Source organism: Pseudomonas sp. UYIF39, assembly GCF_029963765.1.
Taxonomy (GTDB): domain Bacteria; phylum Pseudomonadota; class Gammaproteobacteria; order Pseudomonadales; family Pseudomonadaceae; genus Aquipseudomonas.
Map to the genome: position 1 here is coordinate 339,571 of NZ_JALBYU010000002.1, position 24,749 is coordinate 364,319.

The 24,749-nt window shown below is 59.6% G+C and carries 26 protein-coding genes and 1 other RNA gene; 15 read left to right on the forward strand and 12 right to left on the reverse strand.

Going from position 1 to position 24,749, the window contains the following annotated elements:
* The first annotated feature begins 38 nt into the window (after positions 1–38).
* On the forward strand, positions 39–1,505 hold the full coding sequence (gene ubiD, locus MO767_RS04545; RefSeq protein WP_056738783.1) for a 4-hydroxy-3-polyprenylbenzoate decarboxylase: 1,467 nt from the start codon (positions 39–41) through the stop codon (positions 1,503–1,505).
* Complete coding sequence (locus MO767_RS04550) at positions 1,505–2,473, forward strand: CDP-6-deoxy-delta-3,4-glucoseen reductase (RefSeq protein ID WP_282479562.1); 969 nt, start codon at positions 1,505–1,507, stop codon at positions 2,471–2,473. Before ubiD ends, MO767_RS04550 begins: the two co-directional genes overlap by 1 nt.
* 14 nt (positions 2,474–2,487) lie before the next feature.
* Here MO767_RS04550 and MO767_RS04555 read toward each other — a convergent pair whose 3' ends face one another.
* The gene (locus tag MO767_RS04555; RefSeq protein WP_282479563.1) at positions 2,488–2,964 is read right to left on the reverse strand and encodes a sn-glycerol-3-phosphate transporter; all 477 of its coding nucleotides are present in this window, start codon (positions 2,962–2,964) and stop codon (positions 2,488–2,490) included.
* A 351-nt stretch (positions 2,965–3,315) separates the two neighbouring features.
* Here MO767_RS04555 and MO767_RS04560 point away from each other — a divergent pair, with 351 nt between their 5' ends.
* The gene (locus MO767_RS04560; RefSeq protein ID WP_129440131.1) at positions 3,316–3,984 is read left to right on the forward strand and encodes a gamma-glutamylcyclotransferase; all 669 of its coding nucleotides are present in this window, start codon (positions 3,316–3,318) and stop codon (positions 3,982–3,984) included.
* Here the strand turns inward: MO767_RS04560 and glpT are convergent.
* Together glpT and MO767_RS04570 are read right to left on the reverse strand one after the other, a co-directional pair.
* On the reverse strand, positions 3,960–5,309 hold the full coding sequence (gene glpT, locus MO767_RS04565) for a glycerol-3-phosphate transporter (protein ID WP_282479564.1): 1,350 nt from the start codon (positions 5,307–5,309) through the stop codon (positions 3,960–3,962). The genes MO767_RS04560 and glpT overlap by 25 nt on opposite strands.
* A 291-nt stretch (positions 5,310–5,600) precedes the next feature.
* Positions 5,601–6,578, reverse strand: a complete 978-nt coding sequence (locus MO767_RS04570) for an NADPH:quinone oxidoreductase family protein (protein ID WP_282479565.1) — start codon at positions 6,576–6,578, stop codon at positions 5,601–5,603.
* A gap of 150 nt (positions 6,579–6,728) precedes the next feature.
* On the opposite strand from MO767_RS04570, the gene MO767_RS04575 reads away from it, so the two are divergent.
* Positions 6,729–7,136 (forward strand): flagellar basal body-associated protein FliL, encoded by a 408-nt coding sequence (locus MO767_RS04575; protein WP_111448353.1) that lies wholly within the window; start codon positions 6,729–6,731, stop codon positions 7,134–7,136.
* Between the two features lie 106 nt (positions 7,137–7,242).
* On the opposite strand, the gene MO767_RS04580 is transcribed toward MO767_RS04575, so the two are convergent.
* Complete coding sequence (locus MO767_RS04580) at positions 7,243–7,692, reverse strand: EVE domain-containing protein (RefSeq protein WP_282479566.1); 450 nt, start codon at positions 7,690–7,692, stop codon at positions 7,243–7,245.
* Between the two features lie 201 nt (positions 7,693–7,893).
* Between MO767_RS04580 and MO767_RS04585 the strand changes: the two genes are divergently transcribed.
* The gene (locus tag MO767_RS04585) at positions 7,894–8,046 is read left to right on the forward strand and encodes a hypothetical protein (RefSeq protein ID WP_008024268.1); all 153 of its coding nucleotides are present in this window, start codon (positions 7,894–7,896) and stop codon (positions 8,044–8,046) included.
* Positions 8,047–8,080: 34 nt separating this feature from the next.
* Here the strand turns inward: MO767_RS04585 and MO767_RS04590 are convergent, their stop codons facing one another.
* From MO767_RS04590 to MO767_RS04605, 4 genes are all read right to left on the reverse strand, one after another.
* On the reverse strand, positions 8,081–8,686 hold the full coding sequence (locus MO767_RS04590) for a 5-formyltetrahydrofolate cyclo-ligase (protein ID WP_282479567.1): 606 nt from the start codon (positions 8,684–8,686) through the stop codon (positions 8,081–8,083).
* 86 nt (positions 8,687–8,772) lie between these two features.
* Positions 8,773–8,951, reverse strand: a non-coding RNA gene (gene ssrS / locus MO767_RS04595) — 6S RNA.
* Between the two features lie 30 nt (positions 8,952–8,981).
* On the reverse strand, positions 8,982–9,299 hold the full coding sequence (locus MO767_RS04600) for a cell division protein ZapA (protein WP_007942435.1): 318 nt from the start codon (positions 9,297–9,299) through the stop codon (positions 8,982–8,984).
* Positions 9,296–9,505, reverse strand: a complete 210-nt coding sequence (locus MO767_RS04605) for a TIGR02449 family protein (RefSeq protein WP_007982902.1) — start codon at positions 9,503–9,505, stop codon at positions 9,296–9,298. The genes MO767_RS04600 and MO767_RS04605 overlap by 4 nt, the downstream gene beginning before the upstream one ends.
* Before the next feature lie 128 nt (positions 9,506–9,633).
* On the opposite strand from MO767_RS04605, the gene MO767_RS04610 reads away from it, so the two are divergent.
* From MO767_RS04610 to gcvH, 8 genes are all read left to right on the forward strand, one after another.
* Positions 9,634–10,194, forward strand: a complete 561-nt coding sequence (locus MO767_RS04610) for a YecA family protein (protein ID WP_134098581.1) — start codon at positions 9,634–9,636, stop codon at positions 10,192–10,194.
* 27 nt (positions 10,195–10,221) lie between these two features.
* Complete coding sequence (pepP, locus tag MO767_RS04615; protein WP_282479568.1) at positions 10,222–11,556, forward strand: Xaa-Pro aminopeptidase; 1,335 nt, start codon at positions 10,222–10,224, stop codon at positions 11,554–11,556.
* Positions 11,553–12,740, forward strand: a complete 1,188-nt coding sequence (gene ubiH / locus MO767_RS04620; RefSeq protein ID WP_282479569.1) for a 2-octaprenyl-6-methoxyphenyl hydroxylase — start codon at positions 11,553–11,555, stop codon at positions 12,738–12,740. The genes pepP and ubiH overlap by 4 nt, the downstream gene beginning before the upstream one ends.
* A 66-nt stretch (positions 12,741–12,806) precedes the next feature.
* Positions 12,807–14,024: a 2-octaprenyl-3-methyl-6-methoxy-1,4-benzoquinol hydroxylase gene (locus MO767_RS04625; protein WP_282479621.1), complete on the forward strand. Its 1,218-nt coding sequence runs from the start codon at positions 12,807–12,809 to the stop codon at positions 14,022–14,024.
* A gap of 141 nt (positions 14,025–14,165) precedes the next feature.
* Positions 14,166–15,170 carry an extracellular solute-binding protein gene (locus MO767_RS04630; protein WP_282479570.1) on the forward strand — a complete coding sequence of 335 codons (1,005 nt, stop codon included), beginning with the start codon at positions 14,166–14,168 and terminating at the stop codon, positions 15,168–15,170.
* Positions 15,171–15,312: 142 nt separating this feature from the next.
* A complete protein-coding gene (locus MO767_RS04635) occupies positions 15,313–16,929 on the forward strand; it encodes an iron ABC transporter permease (RefSeq protein ID WP_282479571.1) in 1,617 nt (538 codons plus the stop codon).
* Between the two features lie 156 nt (positions 16,930–17,085).
* Positions 17,086–18,168, forward strand: a complete 1,083-nt coding sequence (gene gcvT / locus MO767_RS04640) for a glycine cleavage system aminomethyltransferase GcvT (RefSeq protein WP_282479572.1) — start codon at positions 17,086–17,088, stop codon at positions 18,166–18,168.
* A gap of 50 nt (positions 18,169–18,218) precedes the next feature.
* Entirely contained in the window at positions 18,219–18,602 is a 384-nt protein-coding gene (gene gcvH / locus MO767_RS04645) for a glycine cleavage system protein GcvH (RefSeq protein WP_033060614.1), read from the forward strand.
* A 67-nt stretch (positions 18,603–18,669) separates the two neighbouring features.
* Here gcvH and MO767_RS04650 read toward each other — a convergent pair whose 3' ends face one another.
* The gene (locus MO767_RS04650; protein ID WP_282479573.1) at positions 18,670–19,809 is read right to left on the reverse strand and encodes a DegT/DnrJ/EryC1/StrS aminotransferase family protein; all 1,140 of its coding nucleotides are present in this window, start codon (positions 19,807–19,809) and stop codon (positions 18,670–18,672) included.
* Between MO767_RS04650 and MO767_RS04655 the strand changes: the two genes are divergently transcribed.
* Positions 19,801–19,926: a hypothetical protein gene (locus MO767_RS04655; RefSeq protein WP_282479574.1), complete on the forward strand. Its 126-nt coding sequence runs from the start codon at positions 19,801–19,803 to the stop codon at positions 19,924–19,926. The two genes, MO767_RS04650 and MO767_RS04655, sit on opposite strands and share 9 nt — an antisense overlap.
* Positions 19,927–19,950: 24 nt before the next feature.
* Entirely contained in the window at positions 19,951–22,824 is a 2,874-nt protein-coding gene (gene gcvP / locus MO767_RS04660) for an aminomethyl-transferring glycine dehydrogenase (RefSeq protein ID WP_282479575.1), read from the forward strand.
* Between the two features lie 56 nt (positions 22,825–22,880).
* On the opposite strand, the gene MO767_RS04665 is transcribed toward gcvP, so the two are convergent.
* The 3 genes from MO767_RS04665 to MO767_RS04675 all read right to left on the reverse strand — a co-directional run bounded on the left by MO767_RS04665 (position 22,881) and on the right by MO767_RS04675 (position 24,645).
* Positions 22,881–23,198 (reverse strand): DUF2388 domain-containing protein, encoded by a 318-nt coding sequence (locus MO767_RS04665; protein WP_282479576.1) that lies wholly within the window; start codon positions 23,196–23,198, stop codon positions 22,881–22,883.
* A 68-nt stretch (positions 23,199–23,266) separates the two neighbouring features.
* The gene (locus MO767_RS04670) at positions 23,267–23,716 is read right to left on the reverse strand and encodes an NfeD family protein (RefSeq protein ID WP_282479577.1); all 450 of its coding nucleotides are present in this window, start codon (positions 23,714–23,716) and stop codon (positions 23,267–23,269) included.
* An 8-nt stretch (positions 23,717–23,724) separates the two neighbouring features.
* Complete coding sequence (locus MO767_RS04675) at positions 23,725–24,645, reverse strand: SPFH domain-containing protein (protein ID WP_282479578.1); 921 nt, start codon at positions 24,643–24,645, stop codon at positions 23,725–23,727.
* Between the last annotated feature and the right edge of the window lie 104 nt (positions 24,646–24,749).

Genomic DNA, 24,749 nt, shown 5'->3' on the forward strand with positions numbered 1-24,749 from the left:
GCCACCCCCGAACGGCACGGCCAACACGAGGCTCACGCATGCAGTATCGCGACTTGCGCGACTTTATCAGCGGCCTGGAAAAGCGCGGCGAACTCAAGCGCATCCAGGTTCCGGTGTCCCCAGTGCTCGAAATGACCGAGGTCTGCGACCGCACCTTGCGGGCCAAAGGTCCGGCCCTGCTTTTCGAAAAGCCCACGGGTTATGACATCCCGGTGCTCGGCAACCTGTTCGGCACCCCTGAGCGCGTGGCGCTGGGCATGGGCGCAGAGGCGGTCAGCGAATTGCGCGAGATCGGCAAGCTGCTGGCGTTCCTCAAGGAGCCCGAGCCGCCCAAAGGCCTGAAAGATGCCTGGTCCAAGCTGCCGATCTTCCGCAAGATCATCGCCATGGCACCGAAGGTCGTCAAAGACGCGGTCTGCCAGGAAGTGGTCATCGAAGGCGACGACGTCGACCTCGCTATGCTGCCGGTGCAGACCTGCTGGCCGGGCGATGTCGGCCCGCTGATCACCTGGGGCCTGACCGTCACCAAAGGTCCGAACAAGGATCGCCAGAACCTCGGCATCTACCGTCAGCAAGTGATTGGTCGCAACAAGGTCATCATGCGCTGGCTCAGTCACCGCGGCGGCGCGCTGGATTACCGCGAGTGGTGCGAGAAGCATCCTGGCCAGCCGTTCCCGGTGTCCGTGGCGCTGGGCGCTGACCCGGCGACCATTCTTGGCGCTGTAACGCCGGTCCCGGACAGCCTTTCCGAATACGCTTTCGCCGGCTTGTTGCGCGGCAACCGCACCGAGTTGGTGAAGTGCCGTGGCAACGACCTGCAAGTGCCGGCGACTGCCGAGATCATCCTTGAAGGCGTGATCCATCCGGGCGAAATGGCCGATGAAGGCCCGTACGGCGACCACACCGGCTACTACAACGAAGTCGACAGCTTCCCGGTGTTCACCGTCGAGCGCATCACCCACCGCATCAAACCGATTTATCACAGCACCTACACCGGCCGTCCACCGGATGAGCCGGCGATTCTCGGCGTGGCGCTGAACGAAGTGTTCGTGCCGATCCTGCAAAAGCAATTCCCCGAGATCACCGACTTCTACTTGCCGCCTGAAGGCTGCTCGTACCGCATGGCCATCGTGACTATGAAGAAGTCGTATCCCGGCCATGCCAAGCGGGTAATGCTGGGTGTCTGGTCGTTTTTGCGACAGTTCATGTACACCAAGTTCGTTATCGTCACTGACGACGACATCAACGCACGCGACTGGAACGACGTGATCTGGGCCATCACCACGCGCATGGACCCCAAGCGCGACACGGTGATGATCGACAACACGCCGATCGATTACCTGGACTTCGCCTCGCCGGTTTCCGGCCTGGGTTCGAAGATGGGGCTCGATGCCACGCATAAATGGCCGGGCGAAACCACTCGCGAGTGGGGCCGGGTGATCGTCAAGGACGAAGCCGTTACCCAGCGGATCGATGCCATCTGGAATCAGTTAGGAATAGATTGATGCGTGTAACCTTGCAGCCCTCCGGAGCAGTGCTACAGATTCTGCCCGGCGAGCGGATTCTCGATGGCGCTCGGCGTCTGGGCTTTGAATGCCCGCAAAGCTGTCGAAACGGCAATTGCCACGTGTGCGCCGCACTGCTGGTGGAAGGGCGGGTCGAACAGGAAGGCGGTGTGCGCGACCATGGCGAGTTCTACACTTGCATTGCAGAGCCGCTGGAAGACTGCATCGTGCTGTGGGATGGCGTGCTCGCGCAGGGAGAATTGCCGGTGCGCAGCTTGTCGTGTCAGGTCATTGAATGCAGGGACGTCGGCGGCGATACCTGGCGTGTGCGTCTGCGAGCACCGGCCGGCAAGCCACCGCGTTATCACGCCGGTCAGTACTTGATGATCGAGCGCGAGAATGGTGATAAATCCGCGTTCTCCCTGGCCTCAGCCCCGCATGGCGGGCGTGATCTGGAAATCCATGTGCTGGCGCGCGAAAGCAGTGCGCTGAACCTGATCGACCAGTTGCAACGCAGCCCGATGGTGCGGATCGAAATGCCGTTCGGCGACACCCATTTGGCTGAGTTGCCGGACGGTCCGCTGGTGCTGATCGCTGCAGGCACCGGCATGGGCCAGATCCATAGCCTGATCGAACATTGCCGTGCCACGGGCTTCAAACATCCGGTGCATCTGTATTGGGGCGTGCGTCGTCCTGAAGATTTTTATGACATCGAACATTGGGATGAATGGCTGAAACTGCCCAATCTATTCCTGCATAAAGTCGTCAGCGATCAATGCGGCTGGCGGGGGCGCTGCGGGATGTTGCATGAGGCGGTGTGTGAAGACTTCACTGATCTGAAAGCCTTGCATGTCTACGCCAGCGGCTCTCCGGCCATGGTCTACGGCACGCTGGATGCTTTGGTCGAAGCCGGGATGGACGCTCATCAGATGCGCGCCGATGTATTTGCGTACGCGCCGCGATCGTAGATGGGCGAACCGTTCTAGAAGCGCACCCCGGTCGTCACCATGACGGCATTGAAGCCGAGCAACACCAGCTCGGCTGCCAGCGGTCCGTAGTGTGCACCGAGTGAAGGAATGATCACCGGCGCGACGCCGAAATGATTCAGGGGGATCTTGTCCTTGGATTTGCCGCTGTAACCTTGTAGCAAACCGCCACTCAGTTTGAAGTACACGGGATAGTCGGCGCTCTCGTAGCGTTTGCCCGCATACGCATAAAATGAACGCTGGCTGAACGAGTTGCGAAAAGTTGCGCCACCAAACAACCAACCGGACGCTTGCTCACGCTCAAGGCCGATGAGGTCCTGATTGTTATTGTGGTCGGGGTCGTCGGAGTAGTGTTTGGTATAGACGCTGGTCTGCAAATACCAAGAGCCCGTGTCCTTCTCGGAGGTATCTTCTGCCCGCAACTGCTGCGCCATAAGCACCAGAAGTAATCCGTAAATCCATGGTTTTTTCATCGGTCAGGCCTGTAAGGCAGTTTGGCTTGCGCCTGTGGGTGGTCGTTATACGCAATACATACTGCAACGGACAGGCGGGAAAACTGAAGGATGTATAGGAAGTTTCTCCTAAGTGGGCTTTATCCTAGACGCGCTAATGCTTATGTATATTTCATTCGGGTATTTAAGAATTTTTCTAAATGATATTAGGGTATATGGGAAGGCCTTCAGCATTGGCGTTTGATTGCTTATGGCGGCTCCGGAAGGTCGACTGTCTCTTAGCACTTTTCGTTTTAGTATTACTGCTATATGTTCTATGACGTGAGTGTTGCTTATATTTTGTAATGATTGCAGGGCCGAAATTTCATCGCCATGAGTGCCATCGAATCTGCTTTTTTGAATCTGGCTTACCCTCCGCGGCTCGATCTGGGGCCGCAGCTCACGCACGAACAATTGCTCAGCTCAATGCAGTCGACAATGGCGCGCCACAAAGGCGGGCCGGTGTGGCTGTTCGCTTACGGTTCGCTGATCTGGCGTCCCGAATGCGCAGCGGTGGAGCGAGTGCGCGGTCGGGTGCATGGCTACCATCGCGGTTTGTATTTGTGGTCCCACGAACATCGCGGCACGCCCGAAGTGCCTGGGCTGGTGTTCGGCCTGGATCGCGGTGGTTCTTGCAGCGGCTTCGCCTATCGCTTGCCTGAAGAACAACTTGAAGCCTCTCTTTACGCACTTTGGCAGCGCGAAATGCCATTCCCGTCCTATCGCCCACACTGGCTCAACTGCCGTCTTGAAGACGGGAGTCAGGTTCAGGCGTTGGGGTTTGTATTGGAGCGGCATCTGCCCAGCTATGCGGGCAACTTGCCGGATCACGTGCTGAGCCACGTGTTCGAAAACGCTTGCGGGCGTTACGGCACGACTCGCGATTATGTCGAGCAGACCGCACACGCCCTGCGTAGCCACGCCATGCCAGACCGGAATCTGGAGGCGCGGCTCAAGCGCTGCAAATCAAAGGCCGATCAGGCGATTGCTTCGCGACTCTGACTGGCGACTTGTTTGTGCCACAGCGTTGGCGCAAGGAAGGCCATCGACAGTAAGCATGCGCCGATCAGCAGCACGAAACCGCCGTCCCAGCCGAAGTGGTCCACGGTGTAGCCCATCGCTGCACTGGCCGCGACCGAACCACCCAGATAACCGAACAGACCCGTGAAGCCCGCTGCCGTACCGGCGGCTTTCTTCGGTGCCAACTCCAGCGCTTGCAGGCCGATCAGCATCACCGGGCCGTAAATCAGGAAGCCGATCGAGACGAGCGCGATCATGTCGACTGTCGGGTTGCCCGCCGGGTTGAGCCAGTACACCAGGGTCGCAACAGTCACCAATGCCATGAACACCATGCCGGTCAGGCCACGGTTGCCACGGAAGATCTTGTCCGACATCCAGCCACACAACAGCGTGCCCGGAATACCTGCCCATTCGTAGAAGAAGTAGGCCCACGAGGTTTTATCCACGGTGAAGCCCTTGGCTTCCTTGAGGTAGGTCGGTGCCCAGTCCAGCACGCCGTAGCGCAACAGGTAGACGAAGACGTTAGCCAGGGCGATGTACCAGAGCATTTTGTTGCGTAGCACGTATTTGACGAAGATTTCCTTGGCGCTGAATTCTTCTTCGTGGCTGGCGTCGTAGCCTTCCGGGTAGTCGTTCTTGTACTTCTCGATCGGCGGCAGACCCACCGATTGCGGAGTGTCGCGCATGGTGACGAAGGCAAACACTGCCACCGCCATGGCGACCGCCGCCGGCACATAAAACGCTGCGTGCCAGTCATTGAACAGGCCCATGCCGAGCAGGAACAGCGGGCCGATCAGGCCGCCACCGACGTTATGCGCCACGTTCCACAAGGACACTACGCCGCCGCGTTCCTTCTGCGACCACCAGTGCACCATCGTCCGCCCACTCGGCGGCCAGCCCATGCCCTGAGCCCAGCCATTGATAAAGAGCAGGATGAACATGATGGTCACGCTGGACGTCGCCCAGGGCGCGAAGCCGAAAATGAACATCACGACGGCCGATACCAACAGGCCGAAGGGCAGGAAGAAACGCGGATTGGAACGGTCGGACACGATGCCCATCAGGAACTTGGACAGGCCGTAGGCAATGGCGATGGCCGACAACGCCAGGCCCAGCTCACCGCGGGTATAGCCCTCTTCGATCAGATAGGGCATGGCCAGGGAGAAGTTTTTGCGCAGCAGGTAATAGCCGGCGTAGCCGATAAAAATACCGGCGAAGATCTGCCAGCGAAGGCGACGGTAGGTGTTGTCTATTTTTTCTTCAGGCAATGGAGCCTGATGTGCGGCAGGACGAAAGAAAGCAAACATTCAAGAGCTCCAGATTTCTTGTTTTGACTGCGGATGCGAATGTTACAGTTTCGTTACCGAAAATAGCACCGGTTCGTATCGGCCAAATAGCGCAAATGCTGGAGATTGAATGTTCCTTTATGAACATGTCGCTCAGGTATAAATGTAGGGCGTTGTGGGAAACGTTACTGGCAGGTCTTCATGACGCATTTCGCTCCAGGATAGGACGAGGCTTTGGGAAATGTCCTTCGTTTGATTGGGAAGGAAGCGGTCTGAACAACTTCATTTGAAGTCCAGACCGCGTTATTGGGCTCAGCGAACCTGAACCACCACTTTCCCGACTGCTTTGCGCTGGCCAAGATCATTGATTGCCTGCGCCGCATTGCTCAGTGGATACACCTGCGACACCAACGGCTTCAACTTGCCTTCGGCAAACCAGCCAAACAATTGCTGGAAGTTCGCCGCGTTGTCTTGAGGCTGGCGCTGGGCGAACGAACCCCAGAACACGCCGACCACCGCTGCGCCTTTGAGCAGCGCAAGATTGACCGGCAACTCAGGGATGCGACCGCTGGCAAAGCCCACCACCAGCAGACGGCCGTTCCAGGCAATGGCGCGGATGGCCTGGTCGAACAGGTCGCCGCCCACCGGGTCGTAGATCACGTCGGCGCCCTGGCCATCGGTCAGGCGCTTGATTTCGTCCTTGAGACTGGTTTCGCTGTAGTTGATCAGCTCATCGGCGCCGGCAGCTTTGGCCACCGCGAGTTTTTCGGCGCTGCTGGCGGCGGCGATTACGCGGGCGCCCATGGCTTTGCCGATTTCCACGGCGGCCAGACCGACACCGCCGGAAGCACCGAGTACCAGCAAGGTTTCACCCGGTTGCAGGTTGCCCCGTTGCTTGAGCGCGTGCATCGAAGTGCCATAAGTCATGCTGAACGCGGCGGCGGTGTTGAAGTCCATCGATGGCGGGATGGGCAGCACGTTGTAGCCCGGCACCGCGACCCGTTCGGCGAAACTGCCCCAGCCGGTCAGCGCCATGACCCGATCGCCGACCTTAAGGTGGCTGACCTTTTCGCCTACTTCGCTGACCACGCCAGCCGCTTCGCCACCCGGGGAAAAAGGGAAGGGCGGTTTGAACTGATATTTGCCCTCGATGATCAGCGTATCCGGGAAATTCACCCCGGCGGCGTGCACGTCCAGCAGGATTTCATTCTTCTTCGCGACAGGGCTGGCGACGTCTTCCAGCACCAGCGATTCGGCAGGGCCGAAGGCTTTGCACAGCACGGCTTTCATCAGGGCTATTCCTTTGGGAGTGATGGCCGATAAGTGTAGGTGTGTGAGTCGATGGGTCAACGAGCATGCCCGGCCCTGATAGTCAGCCATAAGCTTGTGCTTGAGCGGCGGGTCGTTATGCTAGGCCGCAAACCGGATAAGGAGCGAATTGTGAAAGCGTGGATCATGTTGTTGCTGGCCCTGTCTCTGCCTGTGGCAGCGATGGCCGAAGAAGCCAAAGAAGGTGCAGCTCCGAAGGTCAATTACATCACCCTGAGCCCGCCGTTCGTGGGCAACTACGGGCTGGACGGGACGCCGAAGCTCAAGGTCTACAAGGCCGATGTGGCGTTGCGAGTGACCGGTGATGAGGCGACCAAACTGGTGAAAGCCAACGAACCGTTGATTCGTAATCAACTGGTGGCGTTGTTTGCCCAGCAGACTACCGAAGCGATGAACAACGTCGAGGCCAAGGAAAAGCTGCGTCAGGAAGCCCTTAAACAGACCCAGCAAATCATGAATGACGAAACCGGCAGCCCGGTGGTTGAGGATCTGTTGTTCAACAACCTGATCATCCAGTGAGTCTTGGCTTGTCTGATTAATTGCCAAGATCGCAGCCTTCGGCAGCTCCTACGCCGAGCGCGGTTCCCTGTAGGAGCTGCCGAAGGCTGCGATCTTTTGGCGCCCGTCAGCGTAACGCAATAACTGCAGCCCATTGCTCAGCGGTCACCGGCATCACCGACAGTCGCGAGCCTTTCTGCACCAGCGGCATCTCGGCCAGCGCCGCCTGCTGTTTCAGATAATCCAGCTTAAGCACTTTGGGAAACGTCTCGACATGCGCGACATCGATCGCGCTCCAGGCGTTTTTCTCTGCCGTGGCCTTCGGATCGTAGTAATGACTCTCCGGCTCCAGCGCCGTCGGGTCCGGATACGCGGCTTCGACGATCTTTGCGATCCCGGCGATCCCCGGTTCGGGGCAACTGGAGTGATAGAAGAAAAACTCGTCGCCCACGGCCATGGCCCGCAGAAAGTTACGCGCCTGATAGTTGCGAACCCCGTCCCAGCGCGCTTTGCCAAGCGTCTCCAGGCCCTTGATCGAGAGCTCGTCGGGCTCGGATTTCATTAGCCAATAAGCCATGGTTTTTGCTCCTTGCGAAGTGGGTGGGCAAGTTGTCGGGGAATTTTATGACAAACCGACGGTCGGTTGACGCCAGCGTTTGCGTGTCGGTTCACGTTGTCGCAAAATGCCGGCCTTCTAAGCTTGACGCTGCTGCACGGCCTACACCTACAACGGAAACCGCTGCTGTCATCGTGTTGATGTGCCTTTGGGGGGCAATCGATGAAACGCAAACCGGATTTACTATGGATTTTGGTTATTTTGTTTGGCCTGGGCGTCGTGACCACCGGCTATGCCCAAAGCCTGTGGAGCAACAAGACCGACGCTCCGATCGAAATCGCGCAGCAACAACAGCCATCGGCCTTCAAACGCTGAAACTGTCTTCGGACGCTGCTGATTCCAGTGGCGTCTAGCCGGCGAAATACCACGCCTTGTCTGTCACCGTTCCCTGTAGCGGCACATCCCAGCTCGCTTGAGCCAATCGTTCGACCTTCTGACATTCATGGGCCAGCCCCAATAGCGTCGGCTTGCGCCAGTTTTTACGTCGCGCCAGGTACGCCAGGCTTCGATCATAGAAACCACCGCCCATGCCCAGGCGTCCGCCGACATCGTCAAATCCCACCAATGGCAACAGCACCAGATCGAGCGCCCAGACTTTGCGTTGCCGGGCGAGGTTGTGCCGGGGTTCGAGAATACGAAAGCGGTTGGGTTTCAGTTTTTCGCCGGGACGAATTCGCTGGAACACCATTTTGGTTCGTGGCCAGGCGCTGAGCACCGGCAGATACGTCGCCTTGCCCCGACGTTGAGCCGCACGCAGCAAAACACGCGGATCGATTTCACCGTCAGTGGGCAAATAGAGAGAGATATGTTTTGCGCGGCGAAACAGCGGATGCTGGGCCAATTGCTTGTACAGCCCGCGAGCAGCCTGGCGTTGCTGACTGGGAGTCAGTGCGCGGCGGGCCTTGCGCAGCATGCGTCGAAGTTGCGGGCGGGGCAGCAGCGCAGGTTCGGTCATGGATTCGGGCTTCGGCAGTGCGGGTACATAAAGCGTACCCGTAAAAAAGCCGATGCCGGTATTTAAACCGGCATCGGACTGGAATCAGGCTCCCCGGATGTACCGCTGTCGACTTAGCCCTTGAACCCGAAAGTTCAAGGTGGAAGATGCAGTAGGCTTTAAGGCTTTCCGTCTAGCGGACATGCACACCAGCCCAACGTGCAACCTCCAGGGTATAGCAAATCGGCTCAGGGACATCGCCAACTGGCAAGCACCCCAGGGAGTTTTGCGAGTATACCCCAAGCGGTTTTGTGTTTCAGCCCTTGGTGACGTCCGGATCGGTGGCGAGCACCAGATCGACGCGATCCAGCAAGTCGCGAACCTGCTCGCGGGTCGAGCCGCTGGCCTGCACATCCGGGCGTTCTTCCTTGTGCAGGAGATCGTGAGTGATGTTCAGGGCGGCCATCACGGCGATGCGATCGGCGCCGATGACTTTGCCGCTGCTGCGGATTTCGCGCATCTTGCCGTCCAGGTAACGGGCGGCGCTCACCAGATTGCTGCGCTCTTCCTGCGGGCAGATGATCGAATACTCTTTATCGAGGATCTGCACGGTAACGCTATTGCTTGAACTCATGAGTCTTGCTCCAGGGCCTTGAGGCGCGAAATCATTGATTCGACCTTACGCCGGGCGATTTCGTTCTTTTCAATGAGGTGAGCGCGTTCCTCGCGCCAGGTCTTTTCCTGAGCTAATAGGAGTCCGTTTTGACTCTTTAGTTGCTCGACACGGGTAATTAGCAGTTCGAGTCTGGCCATTAGCGCTTGCAGGTCGGTGTCTTCCATTGGGTCCACTGAAATTGTGTCAGATGGGTGATAGCTGGCGGACAGCCTTTAATAGTCTTGGCGAGTCTGTCGATGTAGGATACAAGGCCTTCATTCTAGACATAGCGCCGTCTGGCGCCTAGCTGCCCATGCCCATTCAGAATTCCCCGTACCAAGCCTTCGCCAAACTGCTGACTTCCAGCGGTCATAACGTCTCGCCTGCCGAACTGCATGGCCTGCTGCTCGGCCGCAGTTGCGCCGGTGCCGGTTTCGATGCCGAAGGCTGGCTGATTGATGCCGCCGAGCTGCTCGAAAGCGAGCCGCAGGATAATGTCCGCAACGCCTTGATCGGCTTGCAGGAGATGGTCAAGGGCGAGCTCACCGGCGACGACGTGACCGTCGTTCTGCTGCTGCCGACCGATGACGAGCCACTGGCCGACCGCGCCGCCGCACTGGGCCAATGGTGCCAGGGCTTCCTCAGCGGTTTCGGCCTGAACTGCCGTGACAGCAGCATGCTGAGCACCGAGGCCACCGAAGTACTTCAGGACCTGGCGGCTATTTCACAGGTGCAAGACGCCCTGGAAGAGTCCGACGACGGCGAAAGCGATTACATGGAAGTGATGGAGTATCTGCGCGTCGCGCCGCTGCTGCTGTTCACCGAAAACAAAAAGCCGGACGCGTCGGCTGCCGCCAAACCGTCGTTGCATTAATCGCGTGCCAGGGAAAGCCATCTGCCCATGATTCATATCCCGAAATCGGAATACAGCCGTCGCCGCAAGGCCCTGATGGCGCAGATGGAACCCAACAGCATCGCCATCCTGCCCGCCGCCGCCGTTGCGATCCGCAACCGCGACGTCGAGCACGTCTACCGTCAGGACAGCGACTTCCAGTACCTCAGCGGTTTTCCCGAGCCTCAGGCGGTCATCGTTTTGATGCCTGGGCGTTTACATGGCGAATACATACTGTTCTGCCGTGAACGCAATCCCGAACGGGAGTTGTGGGACGGCCTGCGCGCCGGGCAGGAAGGCGCGATCCGCGACTTTGGCGCCGACGACGCCTTCCCCATCACCGATATCGACGACATCCTGCCGGGCCTGATCGAAGGTCGCGACCGGGTGTATTCGGCCATGGGCAGCAACCCGGAATTCGACCGGCACCTGATGGACTGGATCAACGTGATCCGCTCTAAAGCGCACCTCGGCGCCCAGCCGCCGAACGAATTCGTTGCCCTGGATCATCTGCTTCACGACATGCGCCTGTATAAATCGGCGGCAGAAGTGAAGGTGATGCGCGAAGCCGCACGAATTTCTGCCCAAGCACACATCCGCGCCATGCAGGCCAGCCGTGTCGGCCTGCATGAGTTCAGCCTCGAAGCCGAACTTGACTACGAATTTCGCAAGGGCGGGGCGAAGATGCCGGCCTACGGTTCGATCGTCGCCGCTGGGCGCAACAGCTGCATCCTGCATTACCAGCAGAATGACGCGGTGCTCAAGGACGGCGATCTGGTGCTGATCGATGCCGGTTGCGAAATCGACTGCTACGCCAGCGACATCACCCGCACCTGGCCGGTCAACGGCAAGTATTCAGCGGAACAGAAGGCAATCTACGAGTTGGTGCTGGCGTCGCAAGAAGCTGCGTTTGCGGAAATCGCCCCGGACAAACACTGGAATCAGGCCCATGAAGCCACAGTCCGGGTGATTACTGCCGGGTTGGTGAAGTTGGGCCTGTTGCAGGGCGACGTCGACGAGTTGATCGCCAGCGAAGCCTATAAAGCGTTCTACATGCACCGCGCCGGCCACTGGCTGGGCATGGATGTGCATGATGTCGGCGAGTACAAGGTCGGCGGCGAATGGCGTGTGCTGGAAGTCGGCATGGCGCTGACCGTGGAACCGGGCATCTACATCGCCCCGGACAACCAAAATGTGGCGAAGAAATGGCGCGGCATTGGCGTACGAATCGAGGATGACGTAGTGGTCACCAAAACCGGCTGTGAAATCCTGACCAAAGGCGTACCGAAAACGGTCGCCGAGATCGAGGCCTTGATGGCCGCCGCGCGGACACAAGCGGCATGAGTCGAGTCAATCTGGCAATTATCGGTGGTGGTCTGGTCGGCGCCAGCCTGGCGTTGGCGTTGCAGGCCGGGGCCAAGGCTCGTGGCTGGAAGATCGTGCTGATCGAGCCGTTTGCCCCCGGCGACACTTATCAACCGAGCTACGACGCCCGCTCTTCGGCGTTGTCCTACGGCGCCAAGCAGATTTATCAACGCTTGGGCGCGTGGCAGGAAATCTCCCGCCGCGCCGAGCCGATCAAACAGATTCATGTCTCCGACCGTGGACGTTTCTCCACCGCGCGATTGTCCGCGATGGAAGAGGGCGTTCCGGCGCTGGGTTATGTCGTGGAAAACGCCTGGCTCGGCCAATGCCTCTGGCAGGGGCTGGACAAGGACGTGATCAGCTGGCGTTGCCCGGCGGAAGTCACGCGCATGGAGCCGCTGATCGATGGCTATCGCCTGACCCTCAACGACGAAACCACTCTGGAATGCGATCTTGCGGTGCTGGCTGATGGCGGCCGTTCCGGTCTGCGCGAGCAACTGGGGATCGGCATCAAAAAGCGCCCGTACAACCAGAGCGCGTTGATTGCCAACATCACGCCGAGTGAAGCGCACAACGGCATGGCCTTCGAGCGTTTCACCGATGACGGGCCGATGGCCTTGTTGCCGTTGCCGGAAAACCGCTGCGCACTGGTCTGGACTCGATTGGGCATGGACGCGCAACGGCTGGCGGCCCTCGATGAAAAGAGCTTCCTCAGCGAGTTGCAAGGCGTGTTCGGTTATCGCCTCGGCACTTTGAAGCAGGTTGGTGCGCGGCATTTATACCCGCTGACATTGATCGAGGCCGAAGAGCAGGTGCGTCCGCATCTGGCGATTCTCGGTAATGCTGCCCACAGCCTGCACCCGATTGCCGGGCAAGGTTTCAACCTGTCTTTGCGTGATGCTCAAGCGCTGGCCGATGCGTTGCTGGCCAGCGAAACGTCTCCCGGCGATTTTGCGACCTTGCAGGCTTACCGCGAGCGTCAGCGTCTGGATCAGAACCTGACCGTGGGTTTCTCCGATCAGGTCACCCGTTTGTTCGGCAGCACTCAACCGCTGGTTTCCCTGGGCCGCAACATCGGTCTGCTCGGTCTCGATCTGCTGCCGCCGGCCAAACGCTGGTTCGCGCGGCAGGCCATGGGTTTGGGTACGCGTCCCGATGCTTAAGTGGCGGTCGGAAAATCCCTTTATATGCGGCTCAAGCCGCAAGCGAGACAGGCTTAAAGCATGGAAATGCGCGCAGATCTGCTGATTGTCGGGGCCGGAATGGTCGGCAGTGCCCTGGCGCTGGCGTTGCAGGACAGCGGGCTGGAAGTCCTGCTGCTGGACGGTAGCCCGATGAGCGTCAAACCCTTCGATGCCCAGGCTTCGTTCGAGCCGCGAGTGAGCGCCTTATCGACTGCCAGCCAGCGGATTCTTGAGCGTCTGGGCGTCTGGGACGGCATCGCCAATCGACGCAGCAGCCCCTACACCGACATGCAGGTTTGGGACGGCAGCGGCACCGGGCAAATCCATTTTTCGGCGGCCAGTGTGCATGCCGATGTGCTGGGGCATATCGTCGAGAACCGCGTGGTTCAGGACGCCTTGCTCGACCGCTTGCACGACTGCGACCTCGGAATGTTGGCCAACGCGCGCCTGGAGCAAATGCGTCGCTCCGGCGACGAGTGGCTGCTGACCCTGGCCGATGGCCGCACCTTGCGCGCACCTTTGGTGATCGCAGCGGATGGCGCTAATTCCGCCGTTCGGCGTCTGACCGGCATGGCGACGCGCGAGTGGGACTACATGCACCACGCGATTGTCACCAGCGTGCGCAGCGCCAAGCCTCATCAAATGACGGCCTGGCAGCGCTTCACCGACAACGGTCCGCTGGCGTTTCTGCCGCTGGAGCGTGACGGTCAGCAGGATTGGTGCTCGATCGTCTGGTCGACCACCCCGAGCGAAGCCGAACGCCTGATGGCGCTGGATGACGACGGTTTCTGCAAAGAGCTGGAGCGGGCCTTCGAAGGCCGACTCGGTAAGGTGCTCAGCGCCGATCCGCGTCTGTGCGTACCGCTGCGGCAGCGTCATGCCAAGCGTTATGTGGCTGAAGGTTTGGCGTTGATCGGTGATGCGGCGCACACCATTCACCCATTGGCCGGGCAGGGCGTGAATCTTGGTTTCCTCGATGCCGCCGTGCTGGCCGAAGTGCTGTTGCAAGCGGCCACGCGTGGCGAGCGTCTGGCGGATGTGAAAGTGCTCAGTCGTTACGAACGTCGGCGCATGCCCCACAACCTGGCGTTGATGGCGGCGATGGAAGGCTTCGAGCGCCTGTTCCAGGCCGATCCATTGCCGGTGCGCTGGTTGCGCAATGCCGGGTTGAAGATGGTCGACCAGATGCCTGAAGCCAAGGCGCTGTTTGTGCGCGAAGCACTGGGTTTGATCGGGGATCTACCGGCACTCGCCAAGGCCTGAGATTTTCACTGAGGCCGGAACATTCACCGCAAATTTCCAACCGTGCAACATCTGGTAACTCCTCCGCAAACTGTTCGATTGAGAACGCAAATGTGAGTCCATATCATTTGTCCTCACTTTTTCAATCGAGAGATCGCGCCCATGTTGGTACCGAAGCGTCTACTGACCGCACTCGCCCTGACCCTGATTGGCAGCACTGCTGCCCAGGCCGCTGATGAGGTGGTGGTTTACTCCTCGCGTATCGACGAGCTGATCAAGCCGGTCTTCGATGCCTACACCGCGAAAACCGGTGTGCAGGTGAAGTTCATCACCGACAAGGAAGCGCCGCTGATGCAGCGGATCAAGGCCGAGGGTGAGAACGCCACTGCGGATTTGCTGCTGACCGTCGACGCCGGTAACCTCTGGCAGGCCGAGCAAATGGGCATCCTGCAACCGTTCACCTCCAAGGTGATCGACGCCAACATCCCGCTGCAGTACCGCTCATCCGCCCATGCCTGGACTGGCCTGAGCCTGCGGGCGAGGACCATCGCTTACTCCACCGACCGGGTGAAACCCGGTGAGTTGACCACTTACGAAGGTCTGGCCGACAAGAACTGGGAAGGCCGCCTGTGCCTGCGCACGGCGAAGAAGGTCTACAACCAGTCCCTGACCGCCACCATGATCGAAGTCCATGGCGCCGACAAAACCGAGAAGATTCTCAAGGGCTGGGTGAGTAACCTGTCCACCGACGTGTTCTCGGATGACATCGCGGTGCTGGAGGCCATCAACGCGGGTCAATGCGACGTCGGTATCGTCAACACGTACTACTACGGTCGCCTGCACAAGCAGAAGCCTGATCTGGCGGTGAAGCTGTTCTGGCCGAACCAGGGCGACCGTGGCGTGCACGTGAACCTGTCGGGCATCGGCCTGACCAAACACGCCCCGCACCCGGAAGCGGCCAAGGCCTTGGTGGAATGGATGACCACACCTGAAGCGCAGAAGATCTTTGCTGACGTGAACCAGGAATTCCCGGCCAACCCTGCGGTTCAGCCTTCTACAGAAGTGGCGAGCTGGGGCAAGTTTGTCGCCGATACGTTGCCTGTGGAAATTGCCGGCAAGCGTCAGGCTGAAGCGATTCGGATGATGGATCGGGCTGGCTGGAACTGAGTCTGCAGCTTTAAAGATCAAAAGATCGCAGCCTGCGGCAGCTCCTACCGGGTGTACCCCATCCCAATGCAGGAGCTGCCGCAGGCTGCGATCTTTTTGCGTATGACGCACATTTCGCTGATTTTCTTCAGAGAGCTTTTCCTTGGCCCACCCCGCCCAACGCCGTTGTTACCCCCTGGTCTTCGCCATCGCTGCGCTGGTCCTGCTGCCCCTCAGCGTTTTGTTGTTGTCATGGCAAACCATCGATCATCAGATCTGGTCCCACCTCTGGGATACCCAGATGCCGCGCCTGCTGGGCAATACCCTGACCTTGGTGCTCGGCGTCGGTATCGGCGTGACGCTCTTGGGCGTGAGCCTGGCCTGGCTCACCAGCCTCTGCGAATTCCCCGGTCGGCGTTGGCTGGACTGGGCGCTGATGCTGCCATTCGCCATTCCGGCTTACGTGCTGGCATTTGTCTTCGTCGGCCTGCTGGATTTTGCCGGCCCCGTGCAAACCCTGTTACGCGAATGGTTCGGCTCGGGCTTGAGGTTGCCGCGCGTGCGCTCCACTGGCGGCGTGATTCTGGTCCTGGTGCTGGTCTTCTATCCCTACGTTTACTTGTTGGCGCGAACCGCGTTCCTGGCGCAGGGCAAAGGCTTGATGGAAGCGGCGCGAGTCCTCGGGCAATCCCCGTGGCAAGCGTTCTGGCGAGTCGCTTTGCCCATGGCGCGCCCGGCGATCGGCGCAGGCGTGGCGCTGGCGCTGATGGAAACACTGGCGGATTTTGGTGCGGTATCGGTGTTCAACTTCGACACGTTCACGACTGCCATCTACAAGACCTGGTACGGATTTTTCAGCCTCTCCACCGCCGCGCAACTGGCTAGCCTGTTGCTACTGGTGGTGATGGTCGTGCTGTACGGCGAGCGCCGTGCTCGCGGGGTCAACCGGGCGAGCAACGAACGACCAAGGGTCAAGGCGCTGTATCACCTGCACGGTTTCAAGGCGCTGGCGGCCATGAGTTGGTGCGGTCTGGTGTTCGCCTGCGCTTTCGTCATTCCAGTGCTTCAACTGGTGGTGTGGTTCTGGCAACGCGGGCGCTTCGACCTGGATGAGCGTTACGCGGGGCTGATCGTCCATACGTTGTACCTAGGCGGCATGGCGGCGCTGATCACCGTCAGTGTTGCTTTAGTGCTGGCGTTTGCCCGGCGTCTGGCCCCGACCCGAGCGATCCGCACCAGCATCAGCCTGGCCAACCTTGGCTACGCCTTGCCGGGTTCCGTGCTGGCGGTGTCGATCATGCTGGCGTTCAGTTACCTGGATCGCGAACTGGTGATCCCGTTGTCGGGTTGGCTGGGGGGCGCCGGCAAGCCATTGCTGCTGGGCAGCCTGTCGGCGTTGTTGCTGGCTTATCTGGTGCGTTTCATCGCGGTGGCTTATGGGCCGCTGGAAAGCAGTCTGGCGCGAATACGGCCATCTTTGCCCGAAGCGGCACGTAGCCTTGGCGTCAGTGGGCCACGACTGTTTTTCAAATTGTATCTGCCGTTATTGTTGCCCGGCACGTTGAGCGCCGCGTTGCTGGTGTTCGTCGATGTGCTCAAGGAAATGCCCGCGACCCTTCTGATGCGCCCGTTTGGCTGGGATACGCTGGCGGTACGCATCTTCGAAATGACCAGCGAAGGCGAGTGGGCGAGGGCCTCTTTGCCGGCCTTGACTCTGGTTTTTGTTGGCCTGCTACCGGTCATCGGATTGATTCGACGTTCAGCGCATCGAAACGCCTAGGTGCCAGTCCTACACCTTGAGGCTACAATGCGCGGCATTCGGTGCGGTCCGTCCTACAGACCAGGTAGCTGAAATCGGCCGAAAGCCTTCTATTTCAAGGCTTTGACCCCGTACAGCACCGGCCCGCACCTTCGCCACGCCCGGAAGGAGAAACCCATGGGACAGCGCACGCCTCTGTATGACCTTCATCTCGCCCTCGGCGCGAAGATGGTCGATTTTGGCGGTTGGGATATGCCTTTGCATTACGGCTCGCAGGTCGAGGAACACCATCAGGTGCGCCGCGATTGCGGGGTTTTCGATGTATCCCACATGACCGTGATCGATGTCAGCGGCCCTCAGGCCAAGGCCTGGCTCCAGCATTTGCTGGCCAACGACGTCGAGCGCCTGCACAGCACTGGCCGTGCCTTGTACAGCACCATGCTCAACGAGCGCGGCGGCATCGTCGACGACATGATCGTCTACCGTCTCGAGGATGGTTATCGGCTGGTGGTCAACGCCTCCACCCGCAATCAGGACCTTGCCTGGATGCAGGCTCACCTCGATGGTTTCGATGTGCAGCTCAACGAGCGATCCGAGTTGGCGATGCTGGCCATTCAAGGTCCTCAGGCCCGGCACAAAATCTCCGAACTGGTGACCCAGTCCCGCGGCAACCTGATTCAGATGCTCAAGCCCTTCGAAGGCCAGGCCGATGGTGACTGGTTCATCGCGCGCACGGGTTACACCGGCGAAGATGGTCTGGAAATCGTTCTGCCGGCCAATCAAGCACCAGGCTTCTTCAACGATCTGGTGGGCGCGGGCATCTCGCCAATCGGCCTCGGCGCGCGCGATACTCTGCGGGTCGAAGCCGGCATGAACCTCTACGGTCAGGACATTCATCAAGACGTTTCACCACTGGCCTCCAACATGGACTGGAGCATTGCGTGGGAACCGGCCACTCGCCAGTTCATCGGTCGCAGTGCTCTTGAAGCCGAGCGGGCGGGTGGCGTGCAGCACAAACTGGTCGGTCTGGTCCTTGAGGAGCGTGGGGTTTTGCGCGCTCATCAAGTAGTCCGCATCGCCAATGTTGGCGAAGGGGAGATCACCAGTGGTAGTTTCTCTCCTACGCTTAGCAAGTCGATAGCACTGGCGCGCGTGCCGATGGCGACAGCCGACCGCGCAGAAGTGGAAATCCGTGGCAAGTGGTACCCGGTCCGAGTGGTCAAACCGACCTTCGTACGCCATGGCAAAACCTTGATCTAACCTTTTTTGGCGGGCAACGACCGCTGACAATTCTCTTGAGGACACAGAACATGAGCGATATTCCTGCCGACCTGCGTTTTGCCGAAAGTCACGAATGGGCCCGTCTCGAAGCCGATGGCACCGTCACCGTGGGCATCAGCGATCACGCTCAGGAAGCCTTGGGCGACGTGGTGTTCGTTGAGCTGACTGAAGTCGGAACAGTCTTCGCTGCCGGTGATCAATCCGGTGTGGTGGAGTCGGTTAAAGCCGCTTCGGACATCTACTCCCCGGTTGCCGGTGAAGTGATTGCCATCAACGAAGAGCTGAGCGCCAACCCTGAGTTGCTCAACTCCGACCCGTACGGTGCCTGGATCTTCAAGCTCAAGCCAAGCAACGCTGGCGATCTGGACAAGCTGCTCGACGCCGCCGGTTACAAGGCTGCCATCGGCGAATAATCTTCGTTTTGCGAAATCCATGTGGGAGCGGCGGTGCGACGATTCGACTTGCCCGCTCCCACAGGTTTTATGGCTTTAGAACGGCTTTCACCGCCGCCACCGAACGCTCAACATCCGCTTTAGTCATGGCGGTAAACATCGGCAGCGAAACAATCAGGCGACCGACCCGTTCGGCCACCGGAAACATCCCTTCCTTGAACCCGCGCTCGCGATAAAGACTCAGCAGGTGAATCGGCGGGTAGTGATAGCCGATGCCGACACCCAACGCCTGCATCTGATCCATGAAGGTAGCCCGTGCCGGTTTGCCATCCTTGCGCTCTGGCAGCACCAGCTGGAATAAATGCCAGTTGCTGTTCTCGAAATCCGCCGGGGGCAATTGCGCCCCATACAACGCTTCGAAATCCGCTCCAAAACAAGCGAAATAGTGCCTGGCCAGTTCACGGCGATGAGTTGTGATTGCTTCGATGTGAGCAAATTGTCCAAGGCCGATGGCCGCCGCAACATCGGTCATGTTGAACTTACCGCCCAGCACATCAACGTCCAGTCCATCGAAGCCGCTGCGGGTGACGCCTTGTAAACGGTACTTTTCCGCCAGTCGCACTTCCTCGGCATTGTTCAATACCAGGCAACCGCCCTCTGACGAGGTGACGTTTTTGTTCGCCTGGAAACTGAAGGACACGAAATCGCCGGTCGAGCCAATGCGCTGGCCGTTGCAGCTCGAACCCAAGGCTTGCGCGGCGTCTTCGATAATCCGCAATCCGTGTTTTTTGGCGATCGCATACAACCGGCTCATGTCCACCGGCAAACCGGCAAGGTACACGGGAATGATCGCTTTGGTGCGCGGGGTGATTGCCGCTTCCAGCTGATCCAGGTCGATGTTGCGGGTGATCGGGTCAATGTCGGCAAACACCGGCGTAGCGCCGACTTCCAGAATCACGTTGGCGGTGGCAACCCAGGAAATCGGTGTGGTGATCACTTCATCGCCCGGCCCGATACCGGCAACGCGTAAGGCGATTTCCATGGTGCAGGTGCCGGAGTTGAAGGTGCGCACCGGGCGCCCGCCAAAATACTCCGAGAGTTGCGCTTCAAAGGCCTGAACCTTGGGGCCGCTGGTAATCCAGCCCGAGCGCAATACGTCACCCACAGCGGCAATCGTGGCTTCGTCGATGGTGGGTTTGGAGAACGGCAGGAAAGGCAGTTGGCTCATAAATACAGTTACCTGATCAGCGGACATTGGGCAGATGCCGAGCATGATGATCCGCAATGGCCGTTGGCGCCAGACATCGACTGCTATGCTGGTTTGACCGTGTTGCATCGACGTTGAGCGCCAGTCAAGAGAGAGCCCGTCATGTCCCAGTTGCCGTCCTTGAGCCAGTTACGCGACCCCAATGCCTTCCTTCGCCGCCACCTCGGGCCCGATGCCGCCGAGCAACAGGCGATGCTCGACAGTCTCGGCCTCGGCAGCCGGGTCGAGTTGATCGAGCAGACGGTGCCGCCGGGAATCCGCCTGAACAGGCCGCTGGACCTGCCACCCGCGCTCGACGAAGAAGCCGCGCTGGCCAAACTGCGCGGTTACGCCGAGCAAAACCAGGTCTGGACCAGCCTGATCGGCATGGGCTACCACGGCACCCTTACGCCGACCGTCATTGTGCGCAACGTGCTGGAAAATCCCGGTTGGTACACCGCATACACACCGTATCAACCAGAGATCGCCCAGGGCCGGCTTGAAGCGCTGCTCAACTTCCAACAATTGACCATCGACCTCACTGGCCTGGAACTGGCCAACGCCTCGCTGCTGGACGAAGCCACGGCGGCGGCGGAAGCCATGGCACTGGCCAAGCGTGTCGCCAAGTCCAGAAGCAATCTGTTCTTCGTCGACGAAAACTGTCACCCGCAAACCATTTCCGTAGTGCAGACCCGAGCAGAAGGGTTCGGCTTCGAGCTGATCATCGACACTGTGGATAACTTGAAACAGCACCAGGTGTTTGGCGCGCTTCTGCAATATCCCGACACCCACGGCGAAATCCGCGATCTTCGTCCGTTGATCGATCATCTGCATGCGCAACAAGCCTTGGCGTGTGTCGCCACCGACCTGCTGAGTCTGCTGTTGCTGACGCCGCCGGGGGAGTTGGGCGCCGACGTGGTGTTCGGCTCATCCCAGCGTTTCGGCGTGCCCATGGGTTACGGTGGGCCGCACGCGGCGTTTTTTGCCAGTCGCGATGAGTACAAACGGGCGATTCCCGGGCGGATCATCGGCGTGTCGAAAGATGCTCGCGGCAACGTCGCCCTGCGCATGGCCCTGCAAACCCGCGAGCAACATATCCGCCGGGAAAAGGCTAACTCGAACATTTGCACCGCGCAGGTGCTGCTGGCCAACATTGCCAGTTTCTATGCGGTCTACCACGGTCCGGAAGGGCTCAAACGCATTGCCCAACGCGTCCATCGGCTGACCAGCATCCTCGCCGCTGGCCTGGAGCGCCACGGCATCACCCGCCTCAACACACACTTTTTCGACACGCTGACGCTGGAGGTCGGTGGCACTCAGACGGCAATCATCGAAAGTGCCCAGGCCGCACAGATCAACCTGCGCATTCTCGGGCGCGGGCAGTTGGGGCTGAGCCTCGACGAAACCTCTGACGAATCCACCGTCGCGAAGTTGTTTGATGTATTCCTCGGTGCCGATCATGGGCTTAACGTCGACGAACTGGACGCTGAAACCCTCGCTTCCGGTATTCCCGCAGGTCTGCTGCGTACCTCGCCTTATTTGCGTCACCCGGTATTCAGCGCCCATCACAGCGAAACCGAGATGATGCGCTACCTCAAGCAACTGGAGAACAAGGACCTGGCGCTCAATCAATCGATGATCCCGCTGGGTTCCTGCACCATGAAACTCAATGCCACCAGCGAGATGATCCCGATCACGTGGCCGCAGTTCGCCAACCTGCACCCGTTTGTGCCGAAAGAGCAGGCGGTGGGTTATTCGCTGATGATCGAAGAACTGGAGCGCTGGCTCTGCGCGATCACCGGTTTCGACGCGATCTGTATGCAGCCCAATTCCGGGGCCCAAGGCGAGTACGCCGGGTTGCTGGCGATCCGCAAATATCACGAGAGCCGCCATCAAGGTGCCCGGGATATCTGCCTGATTCCGTCCTCGGCCCACGGCACCAACCCGGCGTCGGCGCAGATGGCCGGGATGCGGGTGGTGATCGTCGAATGCGACGAGGCGGGCAACGTGGATCTGGATGACCTCAAAGGCAAAGCCGCAGAGGCGGGCGACAAACTCGCCTGCCTGATGGCGACGTATCCTTCGACCCACGGCGTATACGAGGAAGGCATCAGCGAAATCTGCGAAGTTATCCACAGCCACGGCGGCCAGGTGTACATGGATGGCGCCAACCTCAACGCCCAGGTCGGACTGGCGCGCCCGGCGGACATTGGTGCCGACGTGTCCCACATGAACCTGCACAAGACTTTCTGTATTCCACATGGTGGCGGCGGGCCGGGCATGGGGCCGATTGGTGTGCGGGCGCATCTGGCGCCATTCGTGGCCAACCATCCGGTGGTACCGATTGACGGGCCACTGGCGCAGAACGGCGCAGTCAGCGCGGCGCCTTGGGGCAGTGCGAGCATCCTGCCGATCAGCTGGATGTACATCGCGATGATGGGGCCACAACTGGCGGATGCCAGTGAAGTGGCGATCCTCGCCGCGAATTACCTGGCGCAGCACTTGTCCGGTGCGTTTGCGGTGCTTTACACCGGGCGCAACGAGCGGGTGGCTCACGAATGCATTCTTGACCTGCGGCCACTCAAGGCGCTGACCGGGATCAGCGAGGAGGACGTCGCCAAGCGGCTGATGGACTATGGTTTCCATGCGCCGACCATGTCGTTTCCGGTACCGGGGACGTTGATGGTTGAACCGACCGAAAGTGAATCGAAGGCAGAGCTGGACCGGTTTATCGGGGCGATGCTGAGTATCCGCGCGGAAATCACCGAAGTGCAGAACGGCAACTGGCCGGCCGATGACAACCTGCTGAAACGATCGCCGCATACCCTGGCGGACATCACCGGGGTTTGGGAACGGCCCTACACCATCGAGCAGGCAGTGACGCCGGATGCTCATACCAAGGCGCATAAGTACTGGCCGGTGGTGAACCGGGTGGACAATGTCTACGGTGACCGCAATCTGTATTGCGCTTGCGTACCGGTGGATGATTACCGCTGACCTCAGGGCAAAAAAATGCCGCACATGTCAGCGGCATTTTTGTTTAGCAGTAGGTCTTACTCTGAAGCCACGGCATTCTTCGCCAGGATCGCGTTCGCCAGTTCCATGTCCGTGGCCTGCAGGCCAGGGTTGTCGGCGCGGACTTTCTGCATCGCGGCTTCCAGGTATGGGCCGCGAATGCCGCCGTCACTGGCGACAAAGCTGCCAGCATCGTCCTGGGCGGCAACGATCAGCTTGTGATCCTTGAAGGTCAGGTAGGTCGAACCGGTGGTCGCACCGGATGAGATGACGTTACGCCAAAAGCTATCGGCCATCGCCGAACCGACAGGAAGGGACAACAAGACGATGGTAGCGACAGCAAGTTTGAGACGCATATTGGGTGACTCCACTGGGTTAACTACGGCGTTGGATTGCCAATCCCCCAATCGAGTTCCATGACGGCTCATTCTGCCGGTTCAACCAGCAAAATAGCCCCTTGCTGCCCGATCACCCGAACGCGGCTGCCCGCCGCGGCATCGGGCCCTCGGGCCATCCACACACCGTCGGCGACCTTGATCTTGCCGCTGCCGTCGACAATCGCTGCATGTACCACAAAGGTTTTGCCGATCAGTTCCTGACCGCGCAGATTGAGATTCGGCTGATCACTCATCCGCACCGCACTGCGCTGGCGTCTCCACCAGTACAGGGCGGTGGCGATCGAAAGCAGGCCGAACAGCAGGAACTGCAATTCCCAGGGCATGTCCGGCATTACAAAGGCCAGCACGCCAACGGCAGCGGCTGCCATGCCGATCCACAGTAAGTAGCCGCCCGCGCCGAACACTTCGAGAATCAGCAGCACCGTGCCAAATGCCAGCCAGTCCCAGAACGATAGATGCTGCAGGAATGCCCACATAACGTGCCTCAGGCTTTCTTGTTATCGAACGTGGCCTTGACGATTTCGCCGATGCCGCCGACTGCGCCGATCATCGAGCTGGCCTCGAGCGGCATCAGAATCACTTTACTGTTGTTGGCCGAGGCCAGTTTGCCCAGCGCATCGATGTACTTTTGTGCAACGAAGTAATTGACCGCCTGCACGTTGCCGCCTGCGATGGCTTCGGACACCACTTTGGTGGCCTGGGCTTCGGCTTCGGCTTGACGTTCACGGGCTTCGGCTTCGAGGAACGCAGCCTGACGACCCCCTTCGGCCTCCAGAATCTGCGCCTGCTTCTTGCCTTCGGCAGTCAGAATCGCCGCGGCACGCAGACCTTCGGCTTCAAGGATTTGCGCGCGCTTGATCCGCTCGGCTTTCATCTGCCCCGACATCGCAGCCATCAAGTCAGCCGGCGGGCTGATGTCCTTGATCTCGATCCGGGTGATCTTGATGCCCCACGGCGCCGTGGCTTCGTCGACGGTGCGCAGCAGTTTTTCGTTGATCCCGTCACGCTGGCTGAGCATCGCATCCAGCTCCATGGAGCCGAGCACGGTACGAATGTTGGTTTGCAGCAGGTTGCGGATCGCGTGTTCGAGGTTGTTGACCTCATAGGCAGCCTGGGCGGTGTTGACCACCTGGAAGAAGCACACGGCATCGATCTGCACCGTGGCGTTATCGGAGGTGATGACTTCCTGGGGCGGAATATCCAGCACGCTTTCCATCACGTTGATCTTGCGACCGATGCGGTCCATTACCGGAATGATGATGTTGAGCCCGGGTTTGAGCGTGTTGGTGTAACGGCCAAAACGCTCGACCGTCCACCGGTAACCCTGAGGTACGACCTTGAAACCCATGAACAGAATGGCGACCACCAGGCCGACAAAAAGTAAAAGCACGCTTCCGATCTGCATAACGATTCCCTGTTAATCAATGAAATTTTCGATCGCGCGAGTGTAGCGGCGTGGGTCGGGGATAAGAACAAGTTAGTCACCCTTGGCATCATCAGGAGACATAA

Bases quoted from the DNA above. Each gene is read 5' to 3' on its own strand.
- MO767_RS04550 (WP_282479562.1), top strand. From the start codon at position 1,505: ATGCGTGTAACCTTGCAGCCCTCCGGAGCAGTGCTACAGATTCTGCCC.
- MO767_RS04600 (WP_007942435.1), bottom strand. From the start codon at position 9,299: ATGAGTTCAAGCAATAGCGTTACCGTGCAGATCCTCGATAAAGAGTAT.
- gcvH (WP_033060614.1), top strand. From the start codon at position 18,219: ATGAGCGATATTCCTGCCGACCTGCGTTTTGCCGAAAGTCACGAATGG.
- glpT (WP_282479564.1), bottom strand. From the start codon at position 5,309: ATGTTTGCTTTCTTTCGTCCTGCCGCACATCAGGCTCCATTGCCTGAA.
- MO767_RS04580 (WP_282479566.1), bottom strand. From the start codon at position 7,692: ATGGCTTATTGGCTAATGAAATCCGAGCCCGACGAGCTCTCGATCAAG.
- MO767_RS04665 (WP_282479576.1), bottom strand. From the start codon at position 23,198: ATGCGTCTCAAACTTGCTGTCGCTACCATCGTCTTGTTGTCCCTTCCT.
- MO767_RS04560 (WP_129440131.1), top strand. From the start codon at position 3,316: ATGAGTGCCATCGAATCTGCTTTTTTGAATCTGGCTTACCCTCCGCGG.
- MO767_RS04670 (WP_282479577.1), bottom strand. From the start codon at position 23,716: ATGTGGGCATTCCTGCAGCATCTATCGTTCTGGGACTGGCTGGCATTT.
- gcvP (WP_282479575.1), top strand. From the start codon at position 19,951: ATGTCCCAGTTGCCGTCCTTGAGCCAGTTACGCGACCCCAATGCCTTC.
- MO767_RS04585 (WP_008024268.1), top strand. From the start codon at position 7,894: ATGAAACGCAAACCGGATTTACTATGGATTTTGGTTATTTTGTTTGGC.
- gcvT (WP_282479572.1), top strand. From the start codon at position 17,086: ATGGGACAGCGCACGCCTCTGTATGACCTTCATCTCGCCCTCGGCGCG.
- MO767_RS04555 (WP_282479563.1), bottom strand. From the start codon at position 2,964: ATGAAAAAACCATGGATTTACGGATTACTTCTGGTGCTTATGGCGCAG.
- ubiH (WP_282479569.1), top strand. From the start codon at position 11,553: ATGAGTCGAGTCAATCTGGCAATTATCGGTGGTGGTCTGGTCGGCGCC.
- MO767_RS04610 (WP_134098581.1), top strand. From the start codon at position 9,634: ATGCCCATTCAGAATTCCCCGTACCAAGCCTTCGCCAAACTGCTGACT.
- MO767_RS04605 (WP_007982902.1), bottom strand. From the start codon at position 9,505: ATGGAAGACACCGACCTGCAAGCGCTAATGGCCAGACTCGAACTGCTA.
- MO767_RS04650 (WP_282479573.1), bottom strand. From the start codon at position 19,809: ATGAGCCAACTGCCTTTCCTGCCGTTCTCCAAACCCACCATCGACGAA.
- MO767_RS04570 (WP_282479565.1), bottom strand. From the start codon at position 6,578: ATGAAAGCCGTGCTGTGCAAAGCCTTCGGCCCTGCCGAATCGCTGGTG.
- MO767_RS04590 (WP_282479567.1), bottom strand. From the start codon at position 8,686: ATGACCGAACCTGCGCTGCTGCCCCGCCCGCAACTTCGACGCATGCTG.
- MO767_RS04675 (WP_282479578.1), bottom strand. From the start codon at position 24,645: ATGCAGATCGGAAGCGTGCTTTTACTTTTTGTCGGCCTGGTGGTCGCC.
- pepP (WP_282479568.1), top strand. From the start codon at position 10,222: ATGATTCATATCCCGAAATCGGAATACAGCCGTCGCCGCAAGGCCCTG.
- MO767_RS04630 (WP_282479570.1), top strand. From the start codon at position 14,166: ATGTTGGTACCGAAGCGTCTACTGACCGCACTCGCCCTGACCCTGATT.
- MO767_RS04625 (WP_282479621.1), top strand. From the start codon at position 12,807: ATGCGCGCAGATCTGCTGATTGTCGGGGCCGGAATGGTCGGCAGTGCC.
- ubiD (WP_056738783.1), top strand. From the start codon at position 39: ATGCAGTATCGCGACTTGCGCGACTTTATCAGCGGCCTGGAAAAGCGC.